At 51.3% G+C, this 20938-nt stretch carries 24 protein-coding genes; 15 read left to right on the forward strand and 9 right to left on the reverse strand.

The annotated features are described in order from the left end of the window. Window positions 1–38 precede the first annotated feature (38 nt). Window positions 39–704 (reverse strand): TetR/AcrR family transcriptional regulator, encoded by a 666-nt coding sequence (locus IB286_RS05875; protein ID WP_190763442.1) that lies wholly within the window; start codon window positions 702–704, stop codon window positions 39–41. Between the two features lie 21 nt (window positions 705–725). Continuing rightward, window positions 726–965, reverse strand: a complete 240-nt coding sequence (locus tag IB286_RS05880; RefSeq protein ID WP_190763444.1) for a hypothetical protein — start codon at window positions 963–965, stop codon at window positions 726–728. A 19-nt stretch (window positions 966–984) separates the two neighbouring features. Between IB286_RS05880 and IB286_RS05885 the strand changes: the two genes are divergently transcribed. Then, complete coding sequence (locus IB286_RS05885) at window positions 985–1950, forward strand: NAD-dependent epimerase/dehydratase family protein (RefSeq protein ID WP_190763446.1); 966 nt, start codon at window positions 985–987, stop codon at window positions 1948–1950. Between the two features lie 2 nt (window positions 1951–1952). Here IB286_RS05885 and IB286_RS05890 read toward each other — a convergent pair whose 3' ends face one another. The 7 genes from IB286_RS05890 to IB286_RS05920 form a co-directional block, all read right to left on the reverse strand. Then, the gene (locus tag IB286_RS05890) at window positions 1953–2750 is read right to left on the reverse strand and encodes a phosphatase PAP2 family protein (RefSeq protein ID WP_190763448.1); all 798 of its coding nucleotides are present in this window, start codon (window positions 2748–2750) and stop codon (window positions 1953–1955) included. Then, on the reverse strand, window positions 2735–4327 hold the full coding sequence (locus tag IB286_RS05895) for a glycosyltransferase family 39 protein (RefSeq protein ID WP_223826139.1): 1593 nt from the start codon (window positions 4325–4327) through the stop codon (window positions 2735–2737). The genes IB286_RS05890 and IB286_RS05895 overlap by 16 nt, the downstream gene beginning before the upstream one ends. A 10-nt stretch (window positions 4328–4337) precedes the next feature. Next, window positions 4338–5252, reverse strand: a complete 915-nt coding sequence (locus IB286_RS05900; RefSeq protein WP_190763450.1) for a phosphatase PAP2 family protein — start codon at window positions 5250–5252, stop codon at window positions 4338–4340. Beyond that, the gene (locus IB286_RS05905) at window positions 5230–5730 is read right to left on the reverse strand and encodes a hypothetical protein (RefSeq protein WP_190763452.1); all 501 of its coding nucleotides are present in this window, start codon (window positions 5728–5730) and stop codon (window positions 5230–5232) included. Before IB286_RS05905 ends, IB286_RS05900 begins: the two co-directional genes overlap by 23 nt. Then, window positions 5715–6854: an ArnT family glycosyltransferase gene (locus IB286_RS05910; protein ID WP_190763453.1), complete on the reverse strand. Its 1140-nt coding sequence runs from the start codon at window positions 6852–6854 to the stop codon at window positions 5715–5717. The genes IB286_RS05905 and IB286_RS05910 overlap by 16 nt, the downstream gene beginning before the upstream one ends. Further along, window positions 6851–7897, reverse strand: coding sequence for a glycosyltransferase family 2 protein (locus IB286_RS05915; protein ID WP_190763455.1), 1047 nt, complete (start codon window positions 7895–7897; stop codon window positions 6851–6853). The genes IB286_RS05910 and IB286_RS05915 overlap by 4 nt, the downstream gene beginning before the upstream one ends. Window positions 7898–8218: 321 nt before the next feature. Next, window positions 8219–9130: a lysylphosphatidylglycerol synthase transmembrane domain-containing protein gene (locus tag IB286_RS05920; protein WP_190763458.1), complete on the reverse strand. Its 912-nt coding sequence runs from the start codon at window positions 9128–9130 to the stop codon at window positions 8219–8221. A gap of 217 nt (window positions 9131–9347) precedes the next feature. Between IB286_RS05920 and IB286_RS05925 the strand changes: the two genes are divergently transcribed. From IB286_RS05925 to gspN, 14 genes are all read left to right on the forward strand, one after another. Further along, window positions 9348–9524 (forward strand): rubredoxin, encoded by a 177-nt coding sequence (locus IB286_RS05925; protein WP_190763460.1) that lies wholly within the window; start codon window positions 9348–9350, stop codon window positions 9522–9524. A 28-nt stretch (window positions 9525–9552) separates the two neighbouring features. Beyond that, entirely contained in the window at window positions 9553–9720 is a 168-nt protein-coding gene (locus tag IB286_RS05930) for a DUF3012 domain-containing protein (protein WP_190763462.1), read from the forward strand. A gap of 211 nt (window positions 9721–9931) precedes the next feature. Continuing rightward, window positions 9932–10840 (forward strand): type II secretion system protein GspC, encoded by a 909-nt coding sequence (gspC, locus tag IB286_RS05935; protein WP_190763464.1) that lies wholly within the window; start codon window positions 9932–9934, stop codon window positions 10838–10840. Next, entirely contained in the window at window positions 10837–12867 is a 2031-nt protein-coding gene (gene gspD, locus IB286_RS05940; protein WP_190763466.1) for a type II secretion system secretin GspD, read from the forward strand. The genes gspC and gspD overlap by 4 nt, the downstream gene beginning before the upstream one ends. A 2-nt stretch (window positions 12868–12869) precedes the next feature. After that, complete coding sequence (gene gspE / locus IB286_RS05945; protein WP_190763468.1) at window positions 12870–14357, forward strand: type II secretion system ATPase GspE; 1488 nt, start codon at window positions 12870–12872, stop codon at window positions 14355–14357. Continuing rightward, the gene (gene gspF, locus IB286_RS05950) at window positions 14344–15558 is read left to right on the forward strand and encodes a type II secretion system inner membrane protein GspF (protein ID WP_190763470.1); all 1215 of its coding nucleotides are present in this window, start codon (window positions 14344–14346) and stop codon (window positions 15556–15558) included. The genes gspE and gspF overlap by 14 nt, the downstream gene beginning before the upstream one ends. Before the next feature lie 18 nt (window positions 15559–15576). Further along, entirely contained in the window at window positions 15577–16017 is a 441-nt protein-coding gene (gspG, locus tag IB286_RS05955) for a type II secretion system major pseudopilin GspG (protein WP_190763472.1), read from the forward strand. Next, the gene (locus tag IB286_RS05960; RefSeq protein ID WP_190763474.1) at window positions 15992–16516 is read left to right on the forward strand and encodes a GspH/FimT family pseudopilin; all 525 of its coding nucleotides are present in this window, start codon (window positions 15992–15994) and stop codon (window positions 16514–16516) included. Before gspG ends, IB286_RS05960 begins: the two co-directional genes overlap by 26 nt. After that, entirely contained in the window at window positions 16517–16888 is a 372-nt protein-coding gene (gspI, locus tag IB286_RS05965) for a type II secretion system minor pseudopilin GspI (RefSeq protein ID WP_190763476.1), read from the forward strand. A 3-nt stretch (window positions 16889–16891) separates the two neighbouring features. Further along, complete coding sequence (gene gspJ, locus IB286_RS05970; protein ID WP_190763478.1) at window positions 16892–17521, forward strand: type II secretion system minor pseudopilin GspJ; 630 nt, start codon at window positions 16892–16894, stop codon at window positions 17519–17521. Then, window positions 17521–18537, forward strand: coding sequence for a type II secretion system minor pseudopilin GspK (gene gspK / locus IB286_RS05975; RefSeq protein WP_190763480.1), 1017 nt, complete (start codon window positions 17521–17523; stop codon window positions 18535–18537). Before gspJ ends, gspK begins: the two co-directional genes overlap by 1 nt. Continuing rightward, window positions 18534–19742, forward strand: coding sequence for a type II secretion system protein GspL (gene gspL, locus IB286_RS05980; RefSeq protein WP_190763481.1), 1209 nt, complete (start codon window positions 18534–18536; stop codon window positions 19740–19742). The genes gspK and gspL overlap by 4 nt, the downstream gene beginning before the upstream one ends. After that, window positions 19742–20218 carry a type II secretion system protein GspM gene (gspM, locus tag IB286_RS05985; RefSeq protein ID WP_190763483.1) on the forward strand — a complete coding sequence of 159 codons (477 nt, stop codon included), beginning with the start codon at window positions 19742–19744 and terminating at the stop codon, window positions 20216–20218. The genes gspL and gspM overlap by 1 nt, the downstream gene beginning before the upstream one ends. After that, the gene (gene gspN, locus IB286_RS05990) at window positions 20215–20937 is read left to right on the forward strand and encodes a type II secretion system protein N (protein ID WP_190763485.1); all 723 of its coding nucleotides are present in this window, start codon (window positions 20215–20217) and stop codon (window positions 20935–20937) included. Before gspM ends, gspN begins: the two co-directional genes overlap by 4 nt. Window position 20938: the final 1 nt, after the last annotated feature.

Genomic DNA, 20938 nt, shown 5'->3' on the forward strand with positions numbered 1-20938 from the left:
ATTTTAGGGGTTTTACATGCCGATAACAGCCTTGGGGCTTATTTTGTCGGCGGATAGGCCGTGGGTTCAGTGGGTAGCTCGGCAATGATGCTGGGGTCTATACACAGGCCACTTAACAGGATGCGCAGGGATTTCTCCGCTTGTAAATCAAGGTTGCGCTGATAACCAAAGGTCTCGCCCTGTTCAAGCAGCAGGGTGGTAACGCCGTGAACGGCTGCCCAAACGGTGTGGGCGACAGAGGCGATATTATCAATGGGGCGCAGCTCACCATTCTTTATCCCCTTTTCAACCTGCTGGCGCACCTTGTAGATGGCCTCACGGCCAGCGGCAAACAGTTCGGGATATTGATTACGAGGCTGTAAAACTGGGCCAAACATCAGATGGAACAGGGCGGTATGCTGCTGGGAAAATTTGACGTAAGCCAAACCGAAATACATCAAACCGAGTTCGCTGCGGGGTTCTTCTTCGCTGGCCTTGCAGTAGTCAAAAAAGCGTTGAAAACCTTCGGTCGCCAGTGCGGCAAGCAGGGCATTTTTATCTTTAAAGTGACGATAGGGCGCAGTTTGAGAAACGCCAATTTCGCGGGCCAAGGCTCTCAGGCTAAGTTCATTGCTGCCGTTTTCGAGCAAGTGCTTTTCAGCAAGGGTCATCAGCTCCTGGCGTAAATTGCCATGGTGGTAGCTGGAGGGGTTGGTCACAGACATTTTTTATCTTCGTGTTTCAAATTATGTAATGTTGACAGTGTTATATGGTGCGGCGGCGGCTTTTGCAAGTCCTGCTGTGCCAGAGCTTGTCAGCAGCAGACGCGCGTCAGGCGCTAATTTCCGCTCAATATTGCAAAAATATCTCCAAAAAAAGTCGGCTCGGTTTCCTTTTGTCATTTTACTGAAAAGCGGGCAGCCATTGCTGTTCATCTGCCTGTCATAGCATTGCCCCATATCTGCAATGCCGATTTGTGCAGGCAATTTTCGTGGGACGCAATTGATGAAAGTGCTGGTTACCGGAAGCTCAGGATTTATTGGACATGCGGTGTGTCACGCACTATTAGACCGGGGCGATACGGTCATTGGCCTCGATAACCACAATGCCTATTACGATGTTTCGCTTAAAGAAGCGCGGCGGGCGAATTTACTTGTCAGAAACGGTTTTCAGGATTATCTCGGTGGTCTTGAAGATACCGAGCTGGTTGAGCAGATATTTACTGAACATCAGCCAGAGAGAGTAATTAATCTGGCTGCCCAAGCTGGGGTGCGTTATTCCATCGACAATCCCCGTGCCTATACCCAGTCAAATTTAGTGGGGTTCACCAATATTCTTGAGGCTTGTCGGCATCATCAGGTTAGCCACCTCGTCTATGCCTCATCGTCCAGCGTTTACGGCGCCAATACAGAAATGCCGTTCAGTGTAGATCAGCCGACCAACCAACCGGTGAGCCTCTATGCCGCGACCAAGAAAGCCAATGAGTTGATGGCTCACGCCTACTCTCGTTTGTACGAGACTCCCATGACCGGCCTGCGGTTTTTTACCGTGTATGGGCCTTGGGGGCGCCCCGATATGGCGCCGTTTAAATTCCTGCGCGCGATTTTGGCAGGCGAACCCATTGATCTATATAACCACGGTGACCATTCCCGCGATTTCACCTATATCGACGATATTGTGGCTGGCGTTTTAGCGGTGTTAGATAAGCCGCCCACGTCAACGCCGCCAGACTGCATTCACAATATTGGGCGTGGGGAGCCTGTACATATTGGTAATTTTATTGGATTGATCGAGCGCGAAACCGGCATGACAGCACAAAAAAATCTGCTGCCGATGCAAATGGGTGATGTGAAAAATACTTGGGCGGATGTGCTGGATTTACAGGGGCGAGTTGATTATCGACCGTCGACAACGGTGGAAACCGGCGTCAACAATTTTGTTCGTTGGTATCGAGAGTTTTATCAAGTCTAGCCTTAGTCTGGGTTTGAGAAGCGCTTGCCCAGCTTTCCAAAATCTTCCCAGCGCAATTGCCGGCCGAGAGGGTGGGCGAGCTTAAATTTATATCCCAGCCAAACGTAGCTGAAGTGGATTAACCAGAAGGCAAAAACCACATCGGACAGAAAGTGCCCGCCCTGAATGATTCGAGTCACCCCCACAATCCCGCCGGCTAAAAAGCCTAGCCAATAGGCGGTGGCCGAACGAAAAATCCAACCTAGACCAATCAGATAAAAGCCGATGGCAGCGTGCCCACTAATAAATGAGCAGTTGTGGTCGCAGGCGCCTGAATATTCAAATGCGCGGGTAAACGTCGACTCTCCGCCAAATTGCACCACCTCATTGGGCCGGGCACGGCCAATGCTGTTGTCTTTCAAAACCACATTGCCCAGCACGCCGGGGCCGAGTAACAGAGCTGACAGCAATAAGCTGGGCAGGTATTTTCTATGTTTGTCTGCCTGCGTCGTGGCGCCGCGATAACGACGATGAAAATAGATCGATAGTGGAATCAGCAACAATAAAAACAGAAAGTGAATTTTGGCAAATACCCGATAAATCACTTCCAGCGCGGGGGAGTCGTCGGGGTTGAAGTGTCCGCTTATGGGGTCGTAGAAGCGACTGCTGATATCGAGATCCAGCTGTGGCCAAAGTATAAAGAGCAGCGCACAAGCTAGGCATAAATACAGGTCAACGCGTAGGTATAGCGGTGGGCGTAGTGCTGGATCTTGTGGTGGACTGTCTGCCTTTTTACGGCTACTGCTTACTCGGCTGTCCATTGTGCCTCCGGCTTAAGTTGCTGTACGCGGTAAACAGAGATTGTGCGGCTGAAATTGCCGTAAACCTGAATTGTCTGTTGGCTTAAAAACTCGACTTTTTCAAAATAGCTTTCCAGACGGGCTTGCGGCCAGTTGCCGATATAGAGCAATTCGCCTTGATCCTGTTGAGTCAGGGCATATTTAAGTTCGTAGTGATTGTCGATATGGGCACCGCCGTCAAAATAGCGCGGCTCAAAATGCTGGGGTTTCAGATAATAGCCGAGATAAGACAATTCCTTGCGGCTGTTTCCCAATATCGGCAGCTCGGCATTTTGGTCAATCACGGCTTGAATAGACTGAGCCAACTCGTCCCAGCCCAAGACCCGTTTGAAGGGATCGTTACCTTTTTTGCGCTCGATACCCAGCGTATCGGTCACCGCGGCAAAGTGATAAAAACTGAGCATCAATAGCAAATTAACGGCCATGCCCCAGCGCCACCAGCGGCTGACAAAGCCGCGCTTACTCAATATTAAGCCGGCTAACAAACTGGCGGCGATATAACTCGGTGCGGCCCAATTTACATTGGCTCTTGCGCTGAGAGCCTGAATGCCTATCACCAAAAAACAGGGTAAAAACAGACTCCAAAGCAATCTTTCAGCGGCTGAAGTAGCGTGGCTTTTTTGATTTTTCTTGAACAGATAAGCTGAAATAAGCACAAAAAATACCGGCCCAAATACCAGTGCTTGACCAAGAATAAACTCACCCGTTCGCAGCAAGGCAGCCAAGGGGTTAAAGCCGGAGTCGGCTTGCTTAGAAATTTCAGCAGTGTGCTGAAAGCTAATGAATTGGTGTTGATAGTTCCAATACAGATTAGGCATTAGGCAGAGTGCCGCCAGTGTGCAGGCCAGCCAGAACTTGGGGTTTTGCAGCAGCTTTCTGCCCAATGGCGAGAAGCAGGCCCAAAGTAAAAATCCGGTTGGCAGTAACACAAAGGTGTATTTCGACAGCAAACCAAAGCCGCCAGCCAAGCCTGCTAGCAACCACCAGATCCACGCATCGCTTTCTAAGGCGCGTAAAAAAGCGTAGGTACTTAGGCTCCAGAAAAATAATAGCGGTGCATCTGTAGTGATAAATAATGAATTAAATGCGACCAAGGGCATAAACAGAAAAATCAGCCCACTCATCATACCGGCGACATTGCCGGTCAAGCGCAAACCACACAAGTAGATCAGAATGGCGGCCATGCTATAAAGCACTGGTGCGGCGAGTTTTACCGCCCAAGCGGCATTGCCAAGGAATTCTGTAGTGAGCGCAATCAGCCAAGCTACCATCGGCGGTTTGGAGTAATAGCCCCAGTCCAGATGTTGCGCCCAGCTCAAATAGTAGGCTTCATCAAAAAATAGAGGGATTGGTGTCGCTGCGGTAATCCAGATTCGGTAACACAGGCTTAAGCCCACTGCTGCCATAAAGGCGAGAAACAGCGATGAATTGAGTTGTTGTTGCTCGGTAAACAGTACCTCATAAGGGTTTGCTTTGGCGGCGCTGTTCGACGCAGTACTGTTCGACTCATTTCGGTTAGACAAGGTTTGGCTGGCCATAATTTGACGATCAACGCGCTATGCCCAGTGCCCAGCGGCGATCTGGTTGAAAACCGAGAAAGTGGGCAAGGTAAATAGCGAGGGCTGAGAAGCAAAGAACCACAGTACCGATGTGAGCTTGGGGGTATCCGCTATCGCTGCTTAAGTTACTTATCGCAGCGTAAATAAGTAAGCCAACCACACTCCACTGACTGCTGACCGCAGAACACAGGCGATATTTATGGCTAAGCCAGTAAGCAAAAACTGCGCACAGTAGGCCGATGCTGCTTCCAACTAAAATATCCACTGGCCAGTGAGCACCAACCATAACGCGGCTTAATGCGACCAAAAATAGTGTGCTCAGCAGTAGAATTTTATTGGTTCGCGTATGGGCAATCAGAATCATTAGGCCGAATAAAACACCAGCAGTGGCGGAGTGGCCGGAGGGAAAACTCCCCATTTTTAAAACCTTGCCGGTTTGGTGAAACAGCTCAGCATCGAGAAAGCCAGAGGGTCGGGCGATTTCTGTAGTGCGTTTGAAAAGCTGAATAATCAGTGTAGTTGGAAGGCAAGCAATTAAGGTGGCGGATAACAGCTGTGGGTGGCGATAGATCACAATGAGAAGAAGCGCCAAGGCAACACGGGTATCTCCCAAGACGGTGAGTTGTGCCCAGAATTCGCTGCCTAGAAAGGCACCGCCGTGATTAAGGTCAATAAATAAACCGTGATAACCCTGGCTAAAATAAATTCCGGCCGCTAGTGCAAAAGCTATTAGGCAGTAGGCCAAAATAAGTCCGCAGGTGAAATTCCAGCGTGGCAGTTCGCGCAAATGGCGGAAAGGTCTTTTTGAAACCGGAGAGCGTTGAAATTCTCTGCGCATTTCGTTGCTCAAGTCACGCAATGCAGAGAAGGACTTACTAAGCTTAAATTGGCTGGATGAGCGCATGGCTGGTTTCTTCAGTGATCGAGTTGGGGGAGTCGTTCGAGCTTGGAATACGCGCCAGCACAATACCGCCGTCGCTAAAAATAATGTCTATCTCGGCGTTGGGATACAGTGCTTTTAGGTCGGCCAGCTTATCTGCGCGGGTGAACACAAGCTCGCCGGGTAATGGATCACGTCGTTTGGTAATCGCATCTCGATAAACGCTAAAGCTGGGCATATTGATGCGGTAGGCAATAACGTCTTGCTCCAACTGCTTTGCTTTTAGCGCCGCCGCTTTTACCGGGTCTTGTTGCAGGCCGGCAATCGCCGGAATAAAAAAGCTAAAGCAGAACAGGGTTTGAATAAGGCCTGAGATAATCAGCTTTTTCCAAACCTGTGTTCGTAGAAAATACAAACCGCCGCAAATGAATAAACAAGCGATAGCACCCATTAAATAGGCGGAATCTAAATACATTGGTGCCCGAGTCAGCAGTGCCTGCATATAGAGATTTTTTCAGTTTCAGCGGCGTTTTGGGAAAAAAACCAGAGACCGATTTGCAGTGCGAAAAACAAGACGGGAAGCAGCAACTGCCAATTGTGGCGGGCAAAACTATGTCGATATTTGGCAAACAAAATCAGCAGCGGGGTAATGCCGTAGAGCACGTAGTGTGGCAACTGTGTTTGCGAGAGCGAGACCAGAATAAACACTAGTCCGAACCAAATCAGCAGCAGGCGTTCAAGCGGTTTTCGCCACAGGCTTCGCCAGTGCCCCAGCAAACTCAGCAACATGCCGGAGTAGGGAAGAAGCGCGATCGGCAGCAACACAATATAGTAATACCACTGCCCACCGTGGCCTTCTTTGGTATTGGTGAAGCGACCTAGATTGTGGTCTAGCAGAAAGCCTTTAAAAAAACCGCTGCCCTGTTCCTGCCAAATAGCCAGCAGCCACGGCAAAAGTATGGCGATAAGAATGAGCCAGCCCAGCGGATGGAAAATGGCGCGGCGCCACTCGCGCAGATTCTTTTCACTGGCAAACCAGAGACCGCTGGCAATGAGTGGAATACCGGCCGCGACCGGGCCTTTGGTGAGCATTCCCAAGCTGATCCACAGCCAGCTACGCAATAAATGCTTGCGTGACTGACTTTGGCTGTAGCGATAAATATCCAAAAAGCTCAGTGCAATAAATAGGTTGAGTAGCGCATCGGCAGTGGCTGCCCGCCCGATCACGGTAACCAGTAAAGTGCTGCTGAAAATCAGCAGGGCAGCGGTGGCGGTTTTGCGGTCGCAGAACTCGCGGCAAAATAAAAAAATGGCCAAGCCCCAGCACATTGCGGCCAGTACCGAATGTAGCCGCATACTGATCTCGTTAAGGCCAAACACCGCCATCGAACTGGCTTGTAGCCAGTAGGTGAGAATGGGTTTGTCGTAGCGTGGCTCGCCATTCAGGTAAGTCGCTGACCAGACATTGGTTTCTAATATTTCCCGGCTCGCTTCGGAGAACGCGCCTTCATCTAGGTCAAAAAGCGGGGCGCCTGAAAGATTGAATAGAAATCCACAGAACAAAAACAGCAGAGGCCATGCGGCGCCAATAAAGGGGAGGCCGCTAAGTCGAGTTGCGGCGCTCATACCTGTTCTGCCAACGTGTTGACTTGAGAGGTGTCGACGGATTGAGTGTGGCGCTTCCAGTGGGTATTAAGCGAATCCGTAGTTTGGTGGCGAATTGAAAAATTGCGTCCTTCGGAGGCTTGGAAAAAAATCCGGCTCAACATTTCGGCAATGACGCCGGTAGTGATCAGTTGCAGAGCGGCAAGTAGCAGCAAAATGGCCATCATCAACATGGGGCGTTGGCCAATGTCTTCGCCGAGCAGAAATTTAACACCGAGTAGCCAGGCCAGCATCATGCCGCCAACCGCACCGGTAAACAGGCCGATTGATCCGAAAAAGTGACCGGGGCGGGCGCGATATTTAAGAAAGAAGAAGGCGGAGATAAGATCAATGACCACGCGCACCGTACGACTGATGCCGTATTTTGATTCGCCAAATTGCCGGGCATGGTGATGAACTGGCGTTTCGCCAATGCGATGCGGCCCAGTTACGCCAGCGACCCAAATTGGGATAAAGCGGTGCATTTCCCCGAATAGGCGGACTTGTTTCAAAACCTGTGCGCGATAGACCTTTAAGCTGCAGCCGTAATCGTGCAGTTCAACACCAGTGATCTTGGCAATAAGTCGGTTGGCAATTTTAGAGGGCAGCTTGCGACTGATGGCCGCGTCCTGACGATTTTGACGCCAGCCTTGGAGTAGATCCAAATCGCGGTCTTGCAGCTCATCAACCATACGGGGAATATCATTGGGGTCGTTTTGCAGATCGCCGTCCATGGTTACGATCAGCTCGCCTTGCGCGGCATCAATACCGGCCTGCATTGCGGCGGTTTGGCCAAAGTTGCGTTGCAGCTCAATGATATTGACGTGCTGACCGTAGCGCTGACGACCAGCTTTTAACGCCGCTGTGGTTTTGTCTGGGCTGCCGTCATCCACGCAGATGATTTCCCAATCGCCTCCGTAGCTTTCCATTGCCTCGTGAACGCGCTCAAGAAGCGGCGTTACGCTGTCCTCCTCGCGATACATGGGCACAACAATGGATAGGCTGGGGCGGTTTACAACAGACATCAATTTTCTCGCACAATTTACTACGGCGAAGGCAGATCCAAAGCTCTGTCTTGCACAACGCGAGCAATCTTATCGGCGAGTAGCGACAGCTCCGTGACGGTTCTATTGCCGTTTTATTGCTTGAGGTAAAAAAATAATAAATACAAATGAGAATTATTATTGATAAATGGAATTTGGCTGTGTATAGTGCAAAACAGATGGCTCGGGGCGACTATCTCTCCGGCTTCGGGCCTCAAAAACCACACTCTTTGCAGGCGTTACCTCCCGTGGCGCCTGCTTTTTTCCATTCTTACTGCTTATTTAGCCTACTGATTAGTTATCTTAATTATTAGTGACTAGGGTGTTTCTCGCTCGCTCACTAATGAGTAGAGCCAGAGGGATTGAAAGCAGGCTCGTTCCCAATAAATAAAGATGCACGTTAACCGCAGCGGCAAGAATGTCTTTGCTCGGTAAGTCAAAAGGACTCAAGGCCACTAGCATGGCGGCTTCATAAGTACCACTGCCGGCAAGGCCGTGTATGGGTAAAACACTGCTGAAATCCGCACCGATAACGGCGAGCAGGGCCTGAGCGGGGGGGATAGAGATAAAACTCAACATAATGGCGCACAAGGCGAATAATTTGCTCAGCCACACCAGGGTGGTGAGTCCGTACATTCGCTGCCATTGGCGAAAACTAGTGGGAGAAAATTGCTGTAATGTGGCGATTTTCGATTGCCATTTTGGTGGCAGGTGAAGTGTGCCACGTTGCCAGATAAGCCAAAGGGCGCGGGGTAATAGTAGCCAAAGTCCTGCTAGAACAAACAACATCGGGCCAAGGTTCGGGGCAAGGCTGAGTAAAAATAAGGTGCTCAAGCAGTGCAGGTCGGCAAGTCTAATCCACAGCAAGCCGCTCGTGCTTTGGCTTAGCGAAACCGAAAACTGGCGCTTCATCAAAATCGGAAAGCTGGCTTCGCCAAGGCGCATGGGTAGAAAATTATTTATCGCGTTGTGCAACAAACTGAGGCGCAAAGTTTGGGAAAATGCGCCGGAGGTGTAGTCAATAAAGTACCGATAAACCCGGAATGCCCGCAAAATATAGCTGCACAGTGTGAGAGCGGTGAGCCCCAATAGGTGGGAGAGTGGAAGCTCTCGCCATGCCGATAATAGTGCTGCCCAGCCTAAATAGCGTTCTACCCCGATAATGCCAGCGGCAAGAATTAGGGTGGCGAGTAGCCATCGTAAGGCTTTGGGCATGGCGTTCCTGCTGAGGATGGGGCGAATGAATGCCCACCATCCTAGCGTGGAATTGTGACACTATTTTTGTCGCCCCCTTTGAAGCCGCAACTTTATTTCCCTAAACTCTCGGCATTGCCGTCGAATACATTGATATTCCTTAATATTTTTTCGACGCGGGGTTGCTTATACTGCGGTCAGTATTGATATTACTGATCTATAAATAGAGGAGAGTGTGATGAGCGAGGGGTTTAAAAAGTGGGAATGCGTTATCTGCGGCTTTGTCTATGACGAAGAGCAGGGCTATCCCGATGATGGCATTGCGCCCGGAACTCGTTGGGACGATGTGCCAGAAGATTGGGAATGTCCCGATTGTGGCATTAGCAAGTACGACTTTGATATGGTTCAAATCTAGACGCGTACTATTTGACGCCGAGGCGAATATGAAAAAAACAATCCTTTGTGTGCTGTGTGTAATGAGTTTCGGACTGGCGGCCTGTGCCCCGGAGGTGGGTAGCGAAGCATGGTGTAAAAAGCTGAGCGAAAAGCCCAAGGGCGATTGGAGCGCCAACGAGGCCAAAGAATACTTAAATAGCTGCGCCTTTAAATAAGCGTGGTCTCTCCTTGAAATAACGTGCCCCACACTTTGTGGGGCATTTTTTTCACGATTGAACAAAAGCGCCTTTCGCTCGGTCGAAGGGGCGTAATAATGACAACGTACCGCCATTGAGAGTCGTTTTTTCCTTTTCTGAGCCGATTAAGGAAAATGTCATAAATCTGACGTAATATGGCGCGCTGCGTGTTTGTGGGGTGATGTTCGGCGTGCAAGATCTGCCAATCCTAAAAGTCTTTCGCCATTCTGGCTTTATTACAGCTAGCGTGCTGGCGCTTATTGCTTTCAATTTGTGGCAATTGTCCAAAACCGTTTGGTTGGGGGCAGAATTGGCGCGTGAGCCCGTATTGCCGGTGGTAATGGCTAAAGGCGAGCGCTTGGGTGGTCAGGATGCTCAGTACAGTGTCCAAACCCTGCTGTCAGTGCCTTTATTTGGCGAGAAGCCGGCAGCTCCTGTTGCCGCCAGCACCGAAGTCCAGAAAGATGTGCGTAAAAGCGCATTGAAAATCAAAGTGGAAGGGCTAATTGCCGGCGATGGTGAATCTGGTGTGGCGGTGCTGAGTTATTCCGGTAAGACCAAGGCTTATGCGGTGGGCGAGAAGCTGGATGTGCCGGGGTCGGTGATTTTGATTGCCGTCTATGCCGACCACATCATCATTGAAAATAACCGCAAGCAGGAAAAAATCGAACTCGATAAAAAGACGGTAACTCGCGGTGTCACTGCTGTTGAGCCTGCCACAAGCTCGTCAACAATGGCGAGCAGCCGTTTGTCCTCAGCGGGTGAGCTGGTGGATCTCAATAATAGTGCGGTAACGGAATTAATCGGCGACCCACGAGAGACCTTAAAAAATAGCCCCTTAAAATTGGCGCGTTACCTGTCTATTACGCCAGTGAATGAAGACGGCAGGATTAAAGGCTATGCGGTTTCTGCGGGGCGCGACCCCCGTCTATTTGAACTGATCGATATGCAGCCCGGTGATGTGGTGTTGTCGATTAATGGCCAAAACGTTGCCGATATGACAACGACAGAAGTTCTCGAAATGCTGGACGACACCAGTTCTTTTGAACTGCTAGTGGAACGCAGCGGAACCATACTCAGTAAAAGATTGGAACTATGAGCACACTGATTCTTCGATTTGGGCTGGTCATCAGCCTGCTTATCGCCACACCGGTTTTTGCCCAGCCAGATCATTTCGATCTGGATATGCAAAATGTGGAAATTGGTGAGTTCATTGATACGGTGGCCAAGCTCACCGGTAAAACCATTGTGGCAGATAGTCGCGTGAAAGGCCGCATTACCGTGCAAAGCCAGCGCCAGCTTAATGCGAATCAACTGTACCAGTTGTTTTTGCTGCAATTGGGGGTTGAGGGCTACTCGGTGGTGGAAGCCGGCGATGGCATGCTTAAGGTGATTCCGAATCAGGCCGCCAAGATTGAAGGTATTGAAGTACAGTCCGGTCGCACCAGTATTGGCAGCAGTGAATCGATTGTGACGCGCATAGCCGAACTGCAAAACGCCGATGCGGATGAATTGGTCAAATCTCTGCGTCCGCTGGTGGACAATAAAGTGGGTGTGATCACCAGCTATTCCGATTCCAATATCATTCTGCTCACCGACCGTGAGTCCAATGTTCGCCGTTTAATGTCGATTATTGAAGCGGTGAATTCGGTTGACGCCCAGTTAATTGAAACGGTAAGCCTGCAACATTCTTCCGCTGAAGAAGTGGAACGCGTGATTAATAAGGTGTTGTCTCAGCAAACCCGCAAGCGCGGTGCCTCTAAACCAGTAGTGTCTTCAGATCAGCGCACCAATACGCTGATTTTATTTGGCGACGATGAGGCGCGTAGCTATCTTCGCCGTCTAGTTTCCGATCTCGATACCGAAGTGACCAGCCAAGCCAATATTCGCGTGGTTTACCTGAAATACGCCAAGGCCGCTGAACTGGTGACCGTACTGAAAAGCATCAGCGACACCATTGTTAAAGAAGAGCAGGCGGCGGGTAAGGCGGCTGGGGCGGTAGGTTCGGCCAGCATTAATATTGAAGCCCACGAACAGACTAATTCTATTGTGCTGTCTGGTAGCCCTCACATCATTAGCGATTTGATGAGGGTGGTGAATGATCTGGATATTCGCCGTGCTCAGGTCTTGGTAGAAGCGATTATTATTGAAGTTTCCGACAGCAAAGCCCGCGAGCTAGGTGTGCAATGGCTGTTTAAAGGTTCCAACGAGGGCAATACGCCGGCCGGGGGTATCAGCTTTGGTGGCGGCGCATCGGGTACCGGTAGCAGCCCCGGCGTGTTTAACCTGCTTGGCGGTGAAACCGTGGCGGCCTCGGCGGCAGCGGGGATTCGCGGCGCGGCAATTGGTCTGGGCAAACTCAGTGATAATGGCTTTAGTTTTGCTACTTTGTTAACTGCGCTTTCCAGCGATTCAGAATCGAATATTTTGTCTACACCCAGTTTGCTGACGCTGGATAATGAAGAAGCATCTATTTTGGTGGGGCAGGAAATTCCGGTGATTACCGGCTCTACGGCCAGCTCCACCAATACCAATCCCTTCCAGACTATTGAGCGTCAGGAAGTGGGTATCAAATTGCTGGTCACGCCTCAGATTAATGACGGCGATGCGGTGCAGTTGAGCTTGGAGCAGGAAGTGTCCTCGCTGAGCCCGTCTACCACGGCGGCTGATGTTATTACCAATAAGCGCACTATCAAAACAGCGGTGTTGGTTGAAGATGGCGCCACCATCGTGCTCGGCGGCTTGATCGATGATCAGGTGACAGAGCAAACCGCCAAGGTGCCATTGCTGGGTGATATTCCATTGTTGGGTCGCTTGTTCCGGGCCGATAACACCGCTAAATCTAAACGCAATCTGATGGTGTTTATCCGCCCGACTATTGTCCGCGATCAGCAAACCCTGTCTGAGCTTAGCGGTCGTAAATACAGCTTTATCCGCAATGAGCAATTGGCTAAGGCGGCCGCCGGGATCAGTCTATTTCCCTTTACCAAAATGGAAGTATTGCCGGAGTGGACGGGTTTGGAGCCCAGCAGTCCTAATGTCATTCCTGTTCCGGAGCCCATGGCTAACACGCCCGCTTTTGCAGCGCCAAATGCTGAGCCTCGCGCAGAGGCGGCGGCAAACTGATTATGCCGGAGCAGATTCTGAGTTATGCCTTTGCCCGCAATAACCGGGTATTGGTAGAGGCGGAGCAGAACGGCGCGCTGTCTGTGCTGTGTTGTACGGCTACGCCGCCGGCGGCCTTGGCCGAGGTGCAGCGGGTTTTGTCTTCCGATTTTCAGTTGTTACTGAGTGACGAAGAGGCGCTGCTGGAAAAAATCAATGCCACCTTCCAGCGTCAGCAGGGCGATGCCATGTCGGCCATGGGTGATATTTCCAGCGAAGTGGATCTGGATCGCTTGGCCGAGGAAATTCCCGAGTCGCAGGATTTGCTAGACGCGCAGGATGATGCGCCCGTTATTCGCTTGATCAACGCTCTGTTTGGCGAAGCCCTGAAGCGCGATGCTTCAGATATCCACATTGAGACCTACGAAAAAACCATGTCGGTTCGCTTGCGGGTCGATGGTATTTTGCAAGAAGTGCTCACCCCCAATCGTCGCCTAGCACCCTTATTAGTCTCGCGTATAAAAGTTATGTCCAAGCTGGATATTGCCGAAAAGCGGGTGCCGCAAGACGGCCGCGTATCACTGCGCATCGCTGGTCGCTCGGTGGATGTGCGGGTGTCTACCATTCCGAGTAATTACGGCGAGCGGGTGGTAATGCGTCTGCTGGACAAGCAGGCGGCGCGTATTGATCTAAAACATCTGGGAATGCCCAAACGGACATTGACGCAGTTGGTCGATCTGCTGCATCAACCCAATGGCATTATTCTGGTTACCGGCCCAACGGGCTCGGGTAAAACCACCACGCTCTACGCTGGCTTAATGGAACTCAACGATCGCCGCCGCAATATTCTGACCGTGGAAGATCCGGTGGAATACGATATTGAAGGCATTGGCCAAACTCAGGTGCACGCCAAAGTCGGAATGACCTTTGCCCGTGGCTTGCGTGCGATTCTTCGCCAAGACCCGGATGTGGTCATGGTGGGGGAAATCCGCGATCAGGAAACCGCCGAAATTGCGGTGCAGGCCTCTTTGACCGGCCACCTTGTGTTGTCGACCTTGCACACCAATACCGCCGTGGGCGCGATTACCCGTTTGGTGGATATTGGCGTTGAACCTTATTTGATCGCCTCTAGCCTCAAAGGGGTACTGGCGCAGCGCTTGGTGCGCCGCCTGTGTGAAGACTGCCGGCAAGCCATAACCTTGGACGAAACCGAAGCGCGTCTGCTCGGTGATGCTTCCCTCAAAGGTAAAACAGCCTACAACGCCTGTGGTTGTGAGGCTTGTCAAAATACCGGTTATCGCGGTCGGCAGGGGGTTTACGAACTGCTGGTTATCGACCGCGAATTGTCAGAGCTGATTCACAACCGCGCCGGTGAGCAGGAAATTCTGCGTTATGCCGCCTGCAATATGACTACGCTAATGTCTGAAGGTCGTCGTCTAGTGTTGGAAGGGCAGACCAGTCTGGATGAATTGCTGCGCAGCGTTCGAGAGGGCGGTGATGCCGGCCTTTGAGTACCGTGCGCTCGATGCCCGTGGTGGAAATAAAAAAGGGCTGATTGAGGCGGATTCTGCCCGGCAAGCCCGACAGAAGCTGCGTGAACAGCAACTTTTCCCACTGGATATCAAAGAGACCCGTGAAAAACAGCGCGGCAGTCGCAAGGGTTTTGGCGGTGCGCGTATTGGTATTGCCGATCTGGCTCTGTTTGTTCGGCATCTTTCCACGCTGATTCAATCGGGTATTCCTGTTGAGGAGTCGCTGGCGGCAACCGCCAAACACACCCGTAAAGCCAGCTTGAAAAAAATCGTTCTCGATCTGCGCTCGCGGGTTTTGGAAGGGCATTCACTGGCGGATGGCCTCAATGATCACCCGCAGGTATTTAATACCGTGTTTCGGGCGCTGGTCAGCTCGGGTGAAAAATCCGGTGACTTAGCGCTGGTACTGAACCAGTTAGCGGATTACACCGAAGACAGTCAGAAGCTGCGCGGTGTCATTATGCAGGCGGCGCTGTATCCCATCGTACTGACCTTTGTGGCAGTGGGCGTTATCGCCGCACTGATGACATTTGTGGTGCCCAAAGTCACCGCCCAGTTTGCTCACTACGATCAGGCGCTGCCAACCTTGACCCAGATTCTGATCTCGATCAGTGATGGTTTGGCCAATTACTGGTACGTGATGCTTGGCCTGATTGTGGCGTTATTTGTGTTTGCCCGATGGTGGATGCGCGACGATCAGCGCCGACTATGGACCCATGCGAAAATCCTCAAACTGCCGGTGTGGGGAGATTTAATGCTGGAGTTGGACGCCTCGCGGATGTTGCGCACCTTGGCAATTTTGCTGTCTTCCGGCGTGCCTTTTTTGGAAACGCTAAAAGTGGCGGGAGATACCCTGAGTAATCTGCATCTAAAGCAAAGCATGGACCGGGTGCGGGATCAGGTTCGTGAAGGGAAAAGTTTCAGCCGCTGCTTGCAGGATGAAGCCGTATTGCCGCCAATGGCGATTTATATGATTTCCAGTGGTGAATCCAGTGGCGAGCTGGAAACCATGGTGCAGCGTGCGGCGAGCAATCTGGAGCGCGAGCTGCAAGCGCGTGTGCAAATGTTTGTCAGCCTCTTTGAACCCCTGTTGATTGTGGTTCTGGGCGGCGTGGTGCTGTCTATCGTGTTGGCGATTATGCTGCCGATTCTGCAGCTCAATAATCTGACACAGTTCTAATAAATTTAGGAGCAAGTGATGAGCAAATCGAATAACTGGAGACAACAGCGCGGGTTTACCCTGTTGGAAATCATGGTGGTTATCGTGATTTTGGGTCTGCTGGTCGCGGTTGTTGCCCCCAATGTTTTACAAAACCAAGACAAGGCCATGGTTGAAAAAGCCCGCGCCGATATCTCTGTTTTGGAGCAAGCGCTGGATATGTATAAGTTGGATAACCACGTTTATCCCACCACCGATCAAGGTCTGCAGGCCTTGGTAAAAGAGCCCACCTTGTCACCCAAGCCAAAAAACTATCGCAGCGATGGTTATATCAAACGCCTGCCTGACGACCCTTGGGGCAATGCCTACCTCTATATTCAACCCGGTGAGCACGGCCCTTATGACCTCTATTCCACTGGCGCCGATGGCGAAGAGGGCGGCGAGGGTTTAGCCGGTGATATTGTTAACTGGCAGGAATAATTCACGCCACCAGCGGGGTTTTTCCCTGCTGGAATTGATGGTGGTGGTTTTCATCATCGGCCTGCTTAGCACCGCCGTTGTGTTAGCTATTCCCTCACGCAGTGGCGAACAGCTCTTGGTGCAGGAGCGCTATAAATTATTGGGTGCTTTGCGCACCGCTCGAGCAGAAGCGGTGTTTAGTGGGCACAGTCTCGGTTTGCTCTGGCAGAGTAATCAGGGTCGGTTTCTCATTCTGAGTCGCAGTGGTTGGGCGCCTATCACCGCTGGCGTACTTGCTAAAACCATCGAACTAGATGCCTCGGTTAACTCGGAAATTACCTTGTCAGGACAGTTAATAGAAACGCAATCAAGCGGCCAAAATAAGATTTTGACCCCTCAGCTGGTGTTTCTTGGTGATGGTCAGGTTTCCGCTTTTGAATGGCGTCTGTCTACAGCGGGTGCGAATTCTGTCGAGTTTGATCAACGCTTGAGACTGATTGATGACGAGGAGGCGCGCTGAATGTTTTCTCGTTCTGCTCGCCTGTCGAGTCAACAAGGTTTCACACTTTTGGAAGTGATGGTGGCACTGATGATTTTTGCTACCGCTGCCGTTGCGCTCACCAAAAGCCTGAGTGAAAGCGCTTACAGCACCTCGGCGCTTGAAGAGCGTCAGTTTGCAGATTTAGTCGCCAGCAATTTATTGGTGGATATACTTCGCGAAGGCTACGGAAATCGCAGCAGTGGCGAAGCCAGCATGGCCGGTTATAACTTTACCTGGTCGCGCCAAATCAGTGATACCCCACACCCAAATATCCAACGCGTGGATTTATTGGTCCAGCTCGCTGAAAACGGCGATCGGCTGGCCAGTCGAACGGCTTATCTGGAACGCTAAGCCATGAGTGAGGGCTATTTCAAAATACGCCGACTCCAGCGGGGTTTTACCTTGGTGGAGCTGCTTATCGCGGTTGCGATAATGGCCTTATTAGGTAGTCTGGCCGGCTTTATGCTGAACAGCTCCTTAAACAATAAGGAAAGGATAGAGCTGCACCAACAGCGTTTGGAAGAACTGGCGTTGGCCTTGCAAATTATCCGCCGAGATTTTGAGCAACTCACGCCGCGCATTCCCCGTGACCAACAGGGCGATCCGTTTAGAGCGCGCATTCGTGCAGAGCAAATTGGCGAGCACAGCGAGGTGGAATTTGTTCACGGTGGACGGCGCATATTGCCGGGGCAAATCTTACAAAGTGATTTGGAACGGGTGCGCTATCAGTGGGAAGACGGCAGCCTCGTTCGCTATAGCGCCGCCGTTGCCGATCCAACGACTAATACCGAGTGGCAGCGGCAGCTGATGCTCGATGATGTCAGTCGCTTTGTGGTGGAGTTTTATTACGAGAAGCGCTGGACCAGTTTTTGGCCGCCCAACACACAAATTAGCGCGACCCAGCCCGACGGCGTTCGAGTGGTCATGGATGTGGCTCAGTGGCCTGATATCACCATGAATATTTTGCTACCGGAGATTGAGTAATGTTCCGGCCGCGTAAGCAAAGCCGCTCTTCTCAAATCGTGACCAATCAGAGCGGTGCGGCTCTAATCATGGTGCTGTTATTAGTTGCGGTGATGCTGATTTTGTCTGTGTCGCTGGTTGATGGGGTGCGCTATAACAGTCAGCGTTTGCTTAACCAGCGATTTATGGAGCAGAGTTTTTGGTATGCCCTGGGCGGCGAAACCTTAGCCAAATATGCGTTAGAAGATATCGCCGACGAAGAGACGGTGAACTTGGGGCAAGATTGGGCGCGCGAGGATATTTTGTTTCCCATTGATGGCGGTTCAATCGCCGGGCGGTTTGTCGATCAGCAAGCCTGTTTTAACCTCAATAATTTGTATCCACCTAATACTGAAGATGGTGAAGAGGAAGATCCTGATCGGGCGCCGTTACGTTTGTTTCGAAATCTGTTTACCAATTTGGAGCTGTCGCAGCAGCGTGCAGATTTTATCGCGGGTCGGGTGGCAGACTGGATCGACGAAGACTTCTCGCCAGAAGGGGTATACGGGGCGGAGGATTTGAATTACAACCGCGGCGACTATCCCTTTATGCCGCCGAATGCGCTGCTCACTTCGCTGAGCGAATTGACCTTGTTTGCAGAGTTTGAAGAAGGTGAGCAGGGCAAGTTGTGGCCTAACTTTTGTGTGTTGCCCCAAGTGGATACCACACTCAATATCAACACACTCAAAGTGGAGCAAGCCGCTCTACTTGCGGCGGCGCTGGATAATTTGATCACCGTTGATCAAGCCAGAATGATGCTTGAAAGTCGGCCCGCTCAAGGTTGGCCCGATGTGGAGAGCTTTGTCGCGTCGTTGGGATTAAGTGAGGAGACACCCTTGAGCGCAGAAATGCAGAACGCTTTGGGTGTAAAATCGAATTATTTTATGGGCTTGGCGGATGTGTTTTACCAGCAGCGCCAATTAAAAGTCTACAGTCGCTTTGTGATTAAAGGCACTAAAGTCTATGCCTACTCGCGTGAATACGGAGACGTTTTTTGAGTAATCAATTGTTTCTCGAACTGCCTGCCCGCTTGGAAGGTGGCGAGCCCGAAACGCTGAACTGGCTGGTTTGGGATGTCGAGACCTCTCAGGTGCGCGATCGCGGCTGCGTGAGTGTTGAGCAGTTGTCGGCTCTGGCCGATCAATTCTCCGCTTTGCCTTGTTACGCCTTAGTCCCCGGTGAGCTGGTTAGCCGTCATCAAATTGTGCTGCCAAAAGGTGGCCGAGTGGGTTTGTCGGCCTTGCCGTTTCAACTCGAAGAAAGACTCTGCTCCGATCTGTCCGGCGTGCATTTTGCTCACAGTGTGATTAAGCCAAATCAATCCACAGATGTACTGGTTGTGGAGCGTGAATTGATGGCTGCTTGGCATCAGCTATTGCTTAACAGCGGCTTGAAAGTGAAAGCGCTTTATCCAGATTACGGCGCTATTGCCGAAAATATTGTGGTACTTGACCAGCACCGCGCGATTTCTCACAGCGTTTCTGCCGCGGCAGCAATGCAAGCAAAAAACTTTCCAGTGTGGGCTAAGTTGGCCGGTGGTGTGGAAGAGATGTCTGCCTATACCTGTTGTGAGGCAAGTGCCGAGGTGGTGTTAAAAGAAAACCTACCGTCACAGAATGTGTTTTCCGTTGCCCAACGCCTCGATGCCATTGCCGCCAATTTCTCACCTTGGCTGCCTAATCTATTGAGTGCCGAGTTTGCCTTGCGCGATGAGCAGTCGGCTTTGGTCAAAGCCCTGCGTTGGCCCGTTATTTTGTTATTGGCGCTACTGTTTGGTCATTGGCTGAATCTCGGTTTGGCCATTGCTGCGCAAAATAAAGAAATTACGCAACTTGAGAGCGCCATTGATCAGGTTTATCTCGATACCTTCCCCGGTGCGCGAGTGGTGAATGCTCGCAGTCAGATGCGCAGTAAATTGAACGCCTTGGAGCAGGGCGGAAGTGATTCCAGCTTTCTTCCTTGGCTGGAAACCATTGCCCTGGCATCCGGTGGCGGTCAGTCAATACGGTTTAGTCAATTAAACTTTGCAGCAACACCGGGAGAAATCCGCTTGTCGCTGTCTGCGCCGAGTTATGAGGCCGTTGATACTTGGGTCGCTAAGTTGCAGGCCAAAGGGCTCACCGTTGAGCGTGGCGCTTTTGCTGCAGAGGCGGGCGGCAGTAACCGCGTTAGTGGTCAAATCAGTGTGAAGGGAGGCCGCTAATGAAATCGATTCAACAATATTTCGCTAGCCGTACTGAGCGCGAGCGCCAGATTCTTATTCTGGGTACTGTGTTTGGTTTGCCATTATTAATTTGGTTGGCGCTATGGCAGCCCATGTTGCAGGCGCGTGCGAGTGGCGAAGAAAAGCTGCTTCAACGCCGTCAAACCTATGAATGGATGCAGCAATCTGCGGCCACCATTAAGGCTAACCAAGGTGGCGCTAAAACCGTGGCCAGTGGTTCACCGCAGCAAAAAATAACCGCCGCTGCGGCGCAACATACCATCACCTTGACCCGAATAGAGCCGATGAGCAACGGCCGTTACACCTTGTGGGTAAGTGCGGCTGACTACAATTCGGCGGTGCATTTTGTGGATGCTTTGCTGCGCGCGGGCTTGACGCTAGAGTCGCTTAGTATGAATCAGCTTGATGTGCCGGGAACGGTATCGCTGCGTGCCAGCTTTGGGGGCGGGCAGTGAAACGGGTTTTAGGCATTAGTGCGGCACTGCTGTTTTTTCTGATTTGCGTTATCTGGCGAGCGCCGGCTTGGCTATTAGTTGATTCGCTTGATTCACATTTGCCGCCTGAGCTGCAATTGGGTAGCGCGAGTGGAAGCCTGTGGCAGGGTGAGTTTAGTACCGTTCAATATCAGGGGATTACCCTTGAGCAGGTGAGCTGGCAATTACAGCCGATCAAAGCCTTGCAAGGTTCGCCACTTAAACTGAAAGTTAAGTTTCCCGTACAGCTTGATGCGGAGCTGGGCTTTAGCCAAGGGCAACTAAAGCTGAATGCTTTAGCCGCCAAGGCCAGCCTGGCTAGTGTGCTGGATCTGGCCGGTGTGCCAAGTATGGGTTTTGATGGCCGTTTAAGTGCAGAGCTAAGCGGTGTTTTTGGCGAACAGGGCTGTACCGAATTTGATGGCCAGCTGGAGTTATTGCAACTCAGCGGTGATCTTGCCGGGGTAAGTCAAATTGCGCCACTGCGGGCAGACCTCGTTTGTCAGGGTAGAAATATCAATTTGAAAATTGCCGAAGACAATTCCGCCAAAGTGAGAGGCAGTGTGAGAGTGCCGCTAGCCGGTGGTAAGCCGACTGGCAGCATTATGGTTTCTCCGCAAGCTAATTCAGAATTGTATCTAAGCCTGCAAGATTTTCTCGGCCGCCCGCGTAACGGTAAAGATTTTATTATCCGCTTGTAGC

The sequence above is a fragment of the Spongiibacter pelagi genome (assembly GCF_014705705.1).
Classification (GTDB): domain Bacteria; phylum Pseudomonadota; class Gammaproteobacteria; order Pseudomonadales; family Spongiibacteraceae; genus Spongiibacter; species Spongiibacter pelagi.

Coding starts and splice junctions, on each gene's coding strand:
- IB286_RS05875 (WP_190763442.1), bottom strand. CDS start 704: ATGTCTGTGACCAACCCCTCCAGCTACCACCATGGCAATTTACGCCAG.
- IB286_RS05930 (WP_190763462.1), top strand. CDS start 9,553: ATGAAAAAAACAATCCTTTGTGTGCTGTGTGTAATGAGTTTCGGACTG.
- gspD (WP_190763466.1), top strand. CDS start 10,837: ATGAGCACACTGATTCTTCGATTTGGGCTGGTCATCAGCCTGCTTATC.
- gspE (WP_190763468.1), top strand. CDS start 12,870: ATGCCGGAGCAGATTCTGAGTTATGCCTTTGCCCGCAATAACCGGGTA.
- gspJ (WP_190763478.1), top strand. CDS start 16,892: ATGAGTGAGGGCTATTTCAAAATACGCCGACTCCAGCGGGGTTTTACC.
- IB286_RS05910 (WP_190763453.1), bottom strand. CDS start 6,854: ATGAGCGCCGCAACTCGACTTAGCGGCCTCCCCTTTATTGGCGCCGCA.
- IB286_RS05905 (WP_190763452.1), bottom strand. CDS start 5,730: ATGCAGGCACTGCTGACTCGGGCACCAATGTATTTAGATTCCGCCTAT.
- IB286_RS05885 (WP_190763446.1), top strand. CDS start 985: ATGAAAGTGCTGGTTACCGGAAGCTCAGGATTTATTGGACATGCGGTG.
- gspG (WP_190763472.1), top strand. CDS start 15,577: ATGAGCAAATCGAATAACTGGAGACAACAGCGCGGGTTTACCCTGTTG.
- IB286_RS05895 (WP_223826139.1), bottom strand. CDS start 4,327: ATGGCCAGCCAAACCTTGTCTAACCGAAATGAGTCGAACAGTACTGCG.
- gspF (WP_190763470.1), top strand. CDS start 14,344: ATGCCGGCCTTTGAGTACCGTGCGCTCGATGCCCGTGGTGGAAATAAA.
- IB286_RS05900 (WP_190763450.1), bottom strand. CDS start 5,252: ATGCGCTCATCCAGCCAATTTAAGCTTAGTAAGTCCTTCTCTGCATTG.
- IB286_RS05925 (WP_190763460.1), top strand. CDS start 9,348: ATGAGCGAGGGGTTTAAAAAGTGGGAATGCGTTATCTGCGGCTTTGTC.
- IB286_RS05915 (WP_190763455.1), bottom strand. CDS start 7,897: ATGTCTGTTGTAAACCGCCCCAGCCTATCCATTGTTGTGCCCATGTAT.
- gspM (WP_190763483.1), top strand. CDS start 19,742: ATGAAATCGATTCAACAATATTTCGCTAGCCGTACTGAGCGCGAGCGC.
- IB286_RS05890 (WP_190763448.1), bottom strand. CDS start 2,750: ATGGACAGCCGAGTAAGCAGTAGCCGTAAAAAGGCAGACAGTCCACCA.
- gspK (WP_190763480.1), top strand. CDS start 17,521: ATGTTCCGGCCGCGTAAGCAAAGCCGCTCTTCTCAAATCGTGACCAAT.
- gspI (WP_190763476.1), top strand. CDS start 16,517: ATGTTTTCTCGTTCTGCTCGCCTGTCGAGTCAACAAGGTTTCACACTT.
- IB286_RS05920 (WP_190763458.1), bottom strand. CDS start 9,130: ATGCCCAAAGCCTTACGATGGCTACTCGCCACCCTAATTCTTGCCGCT.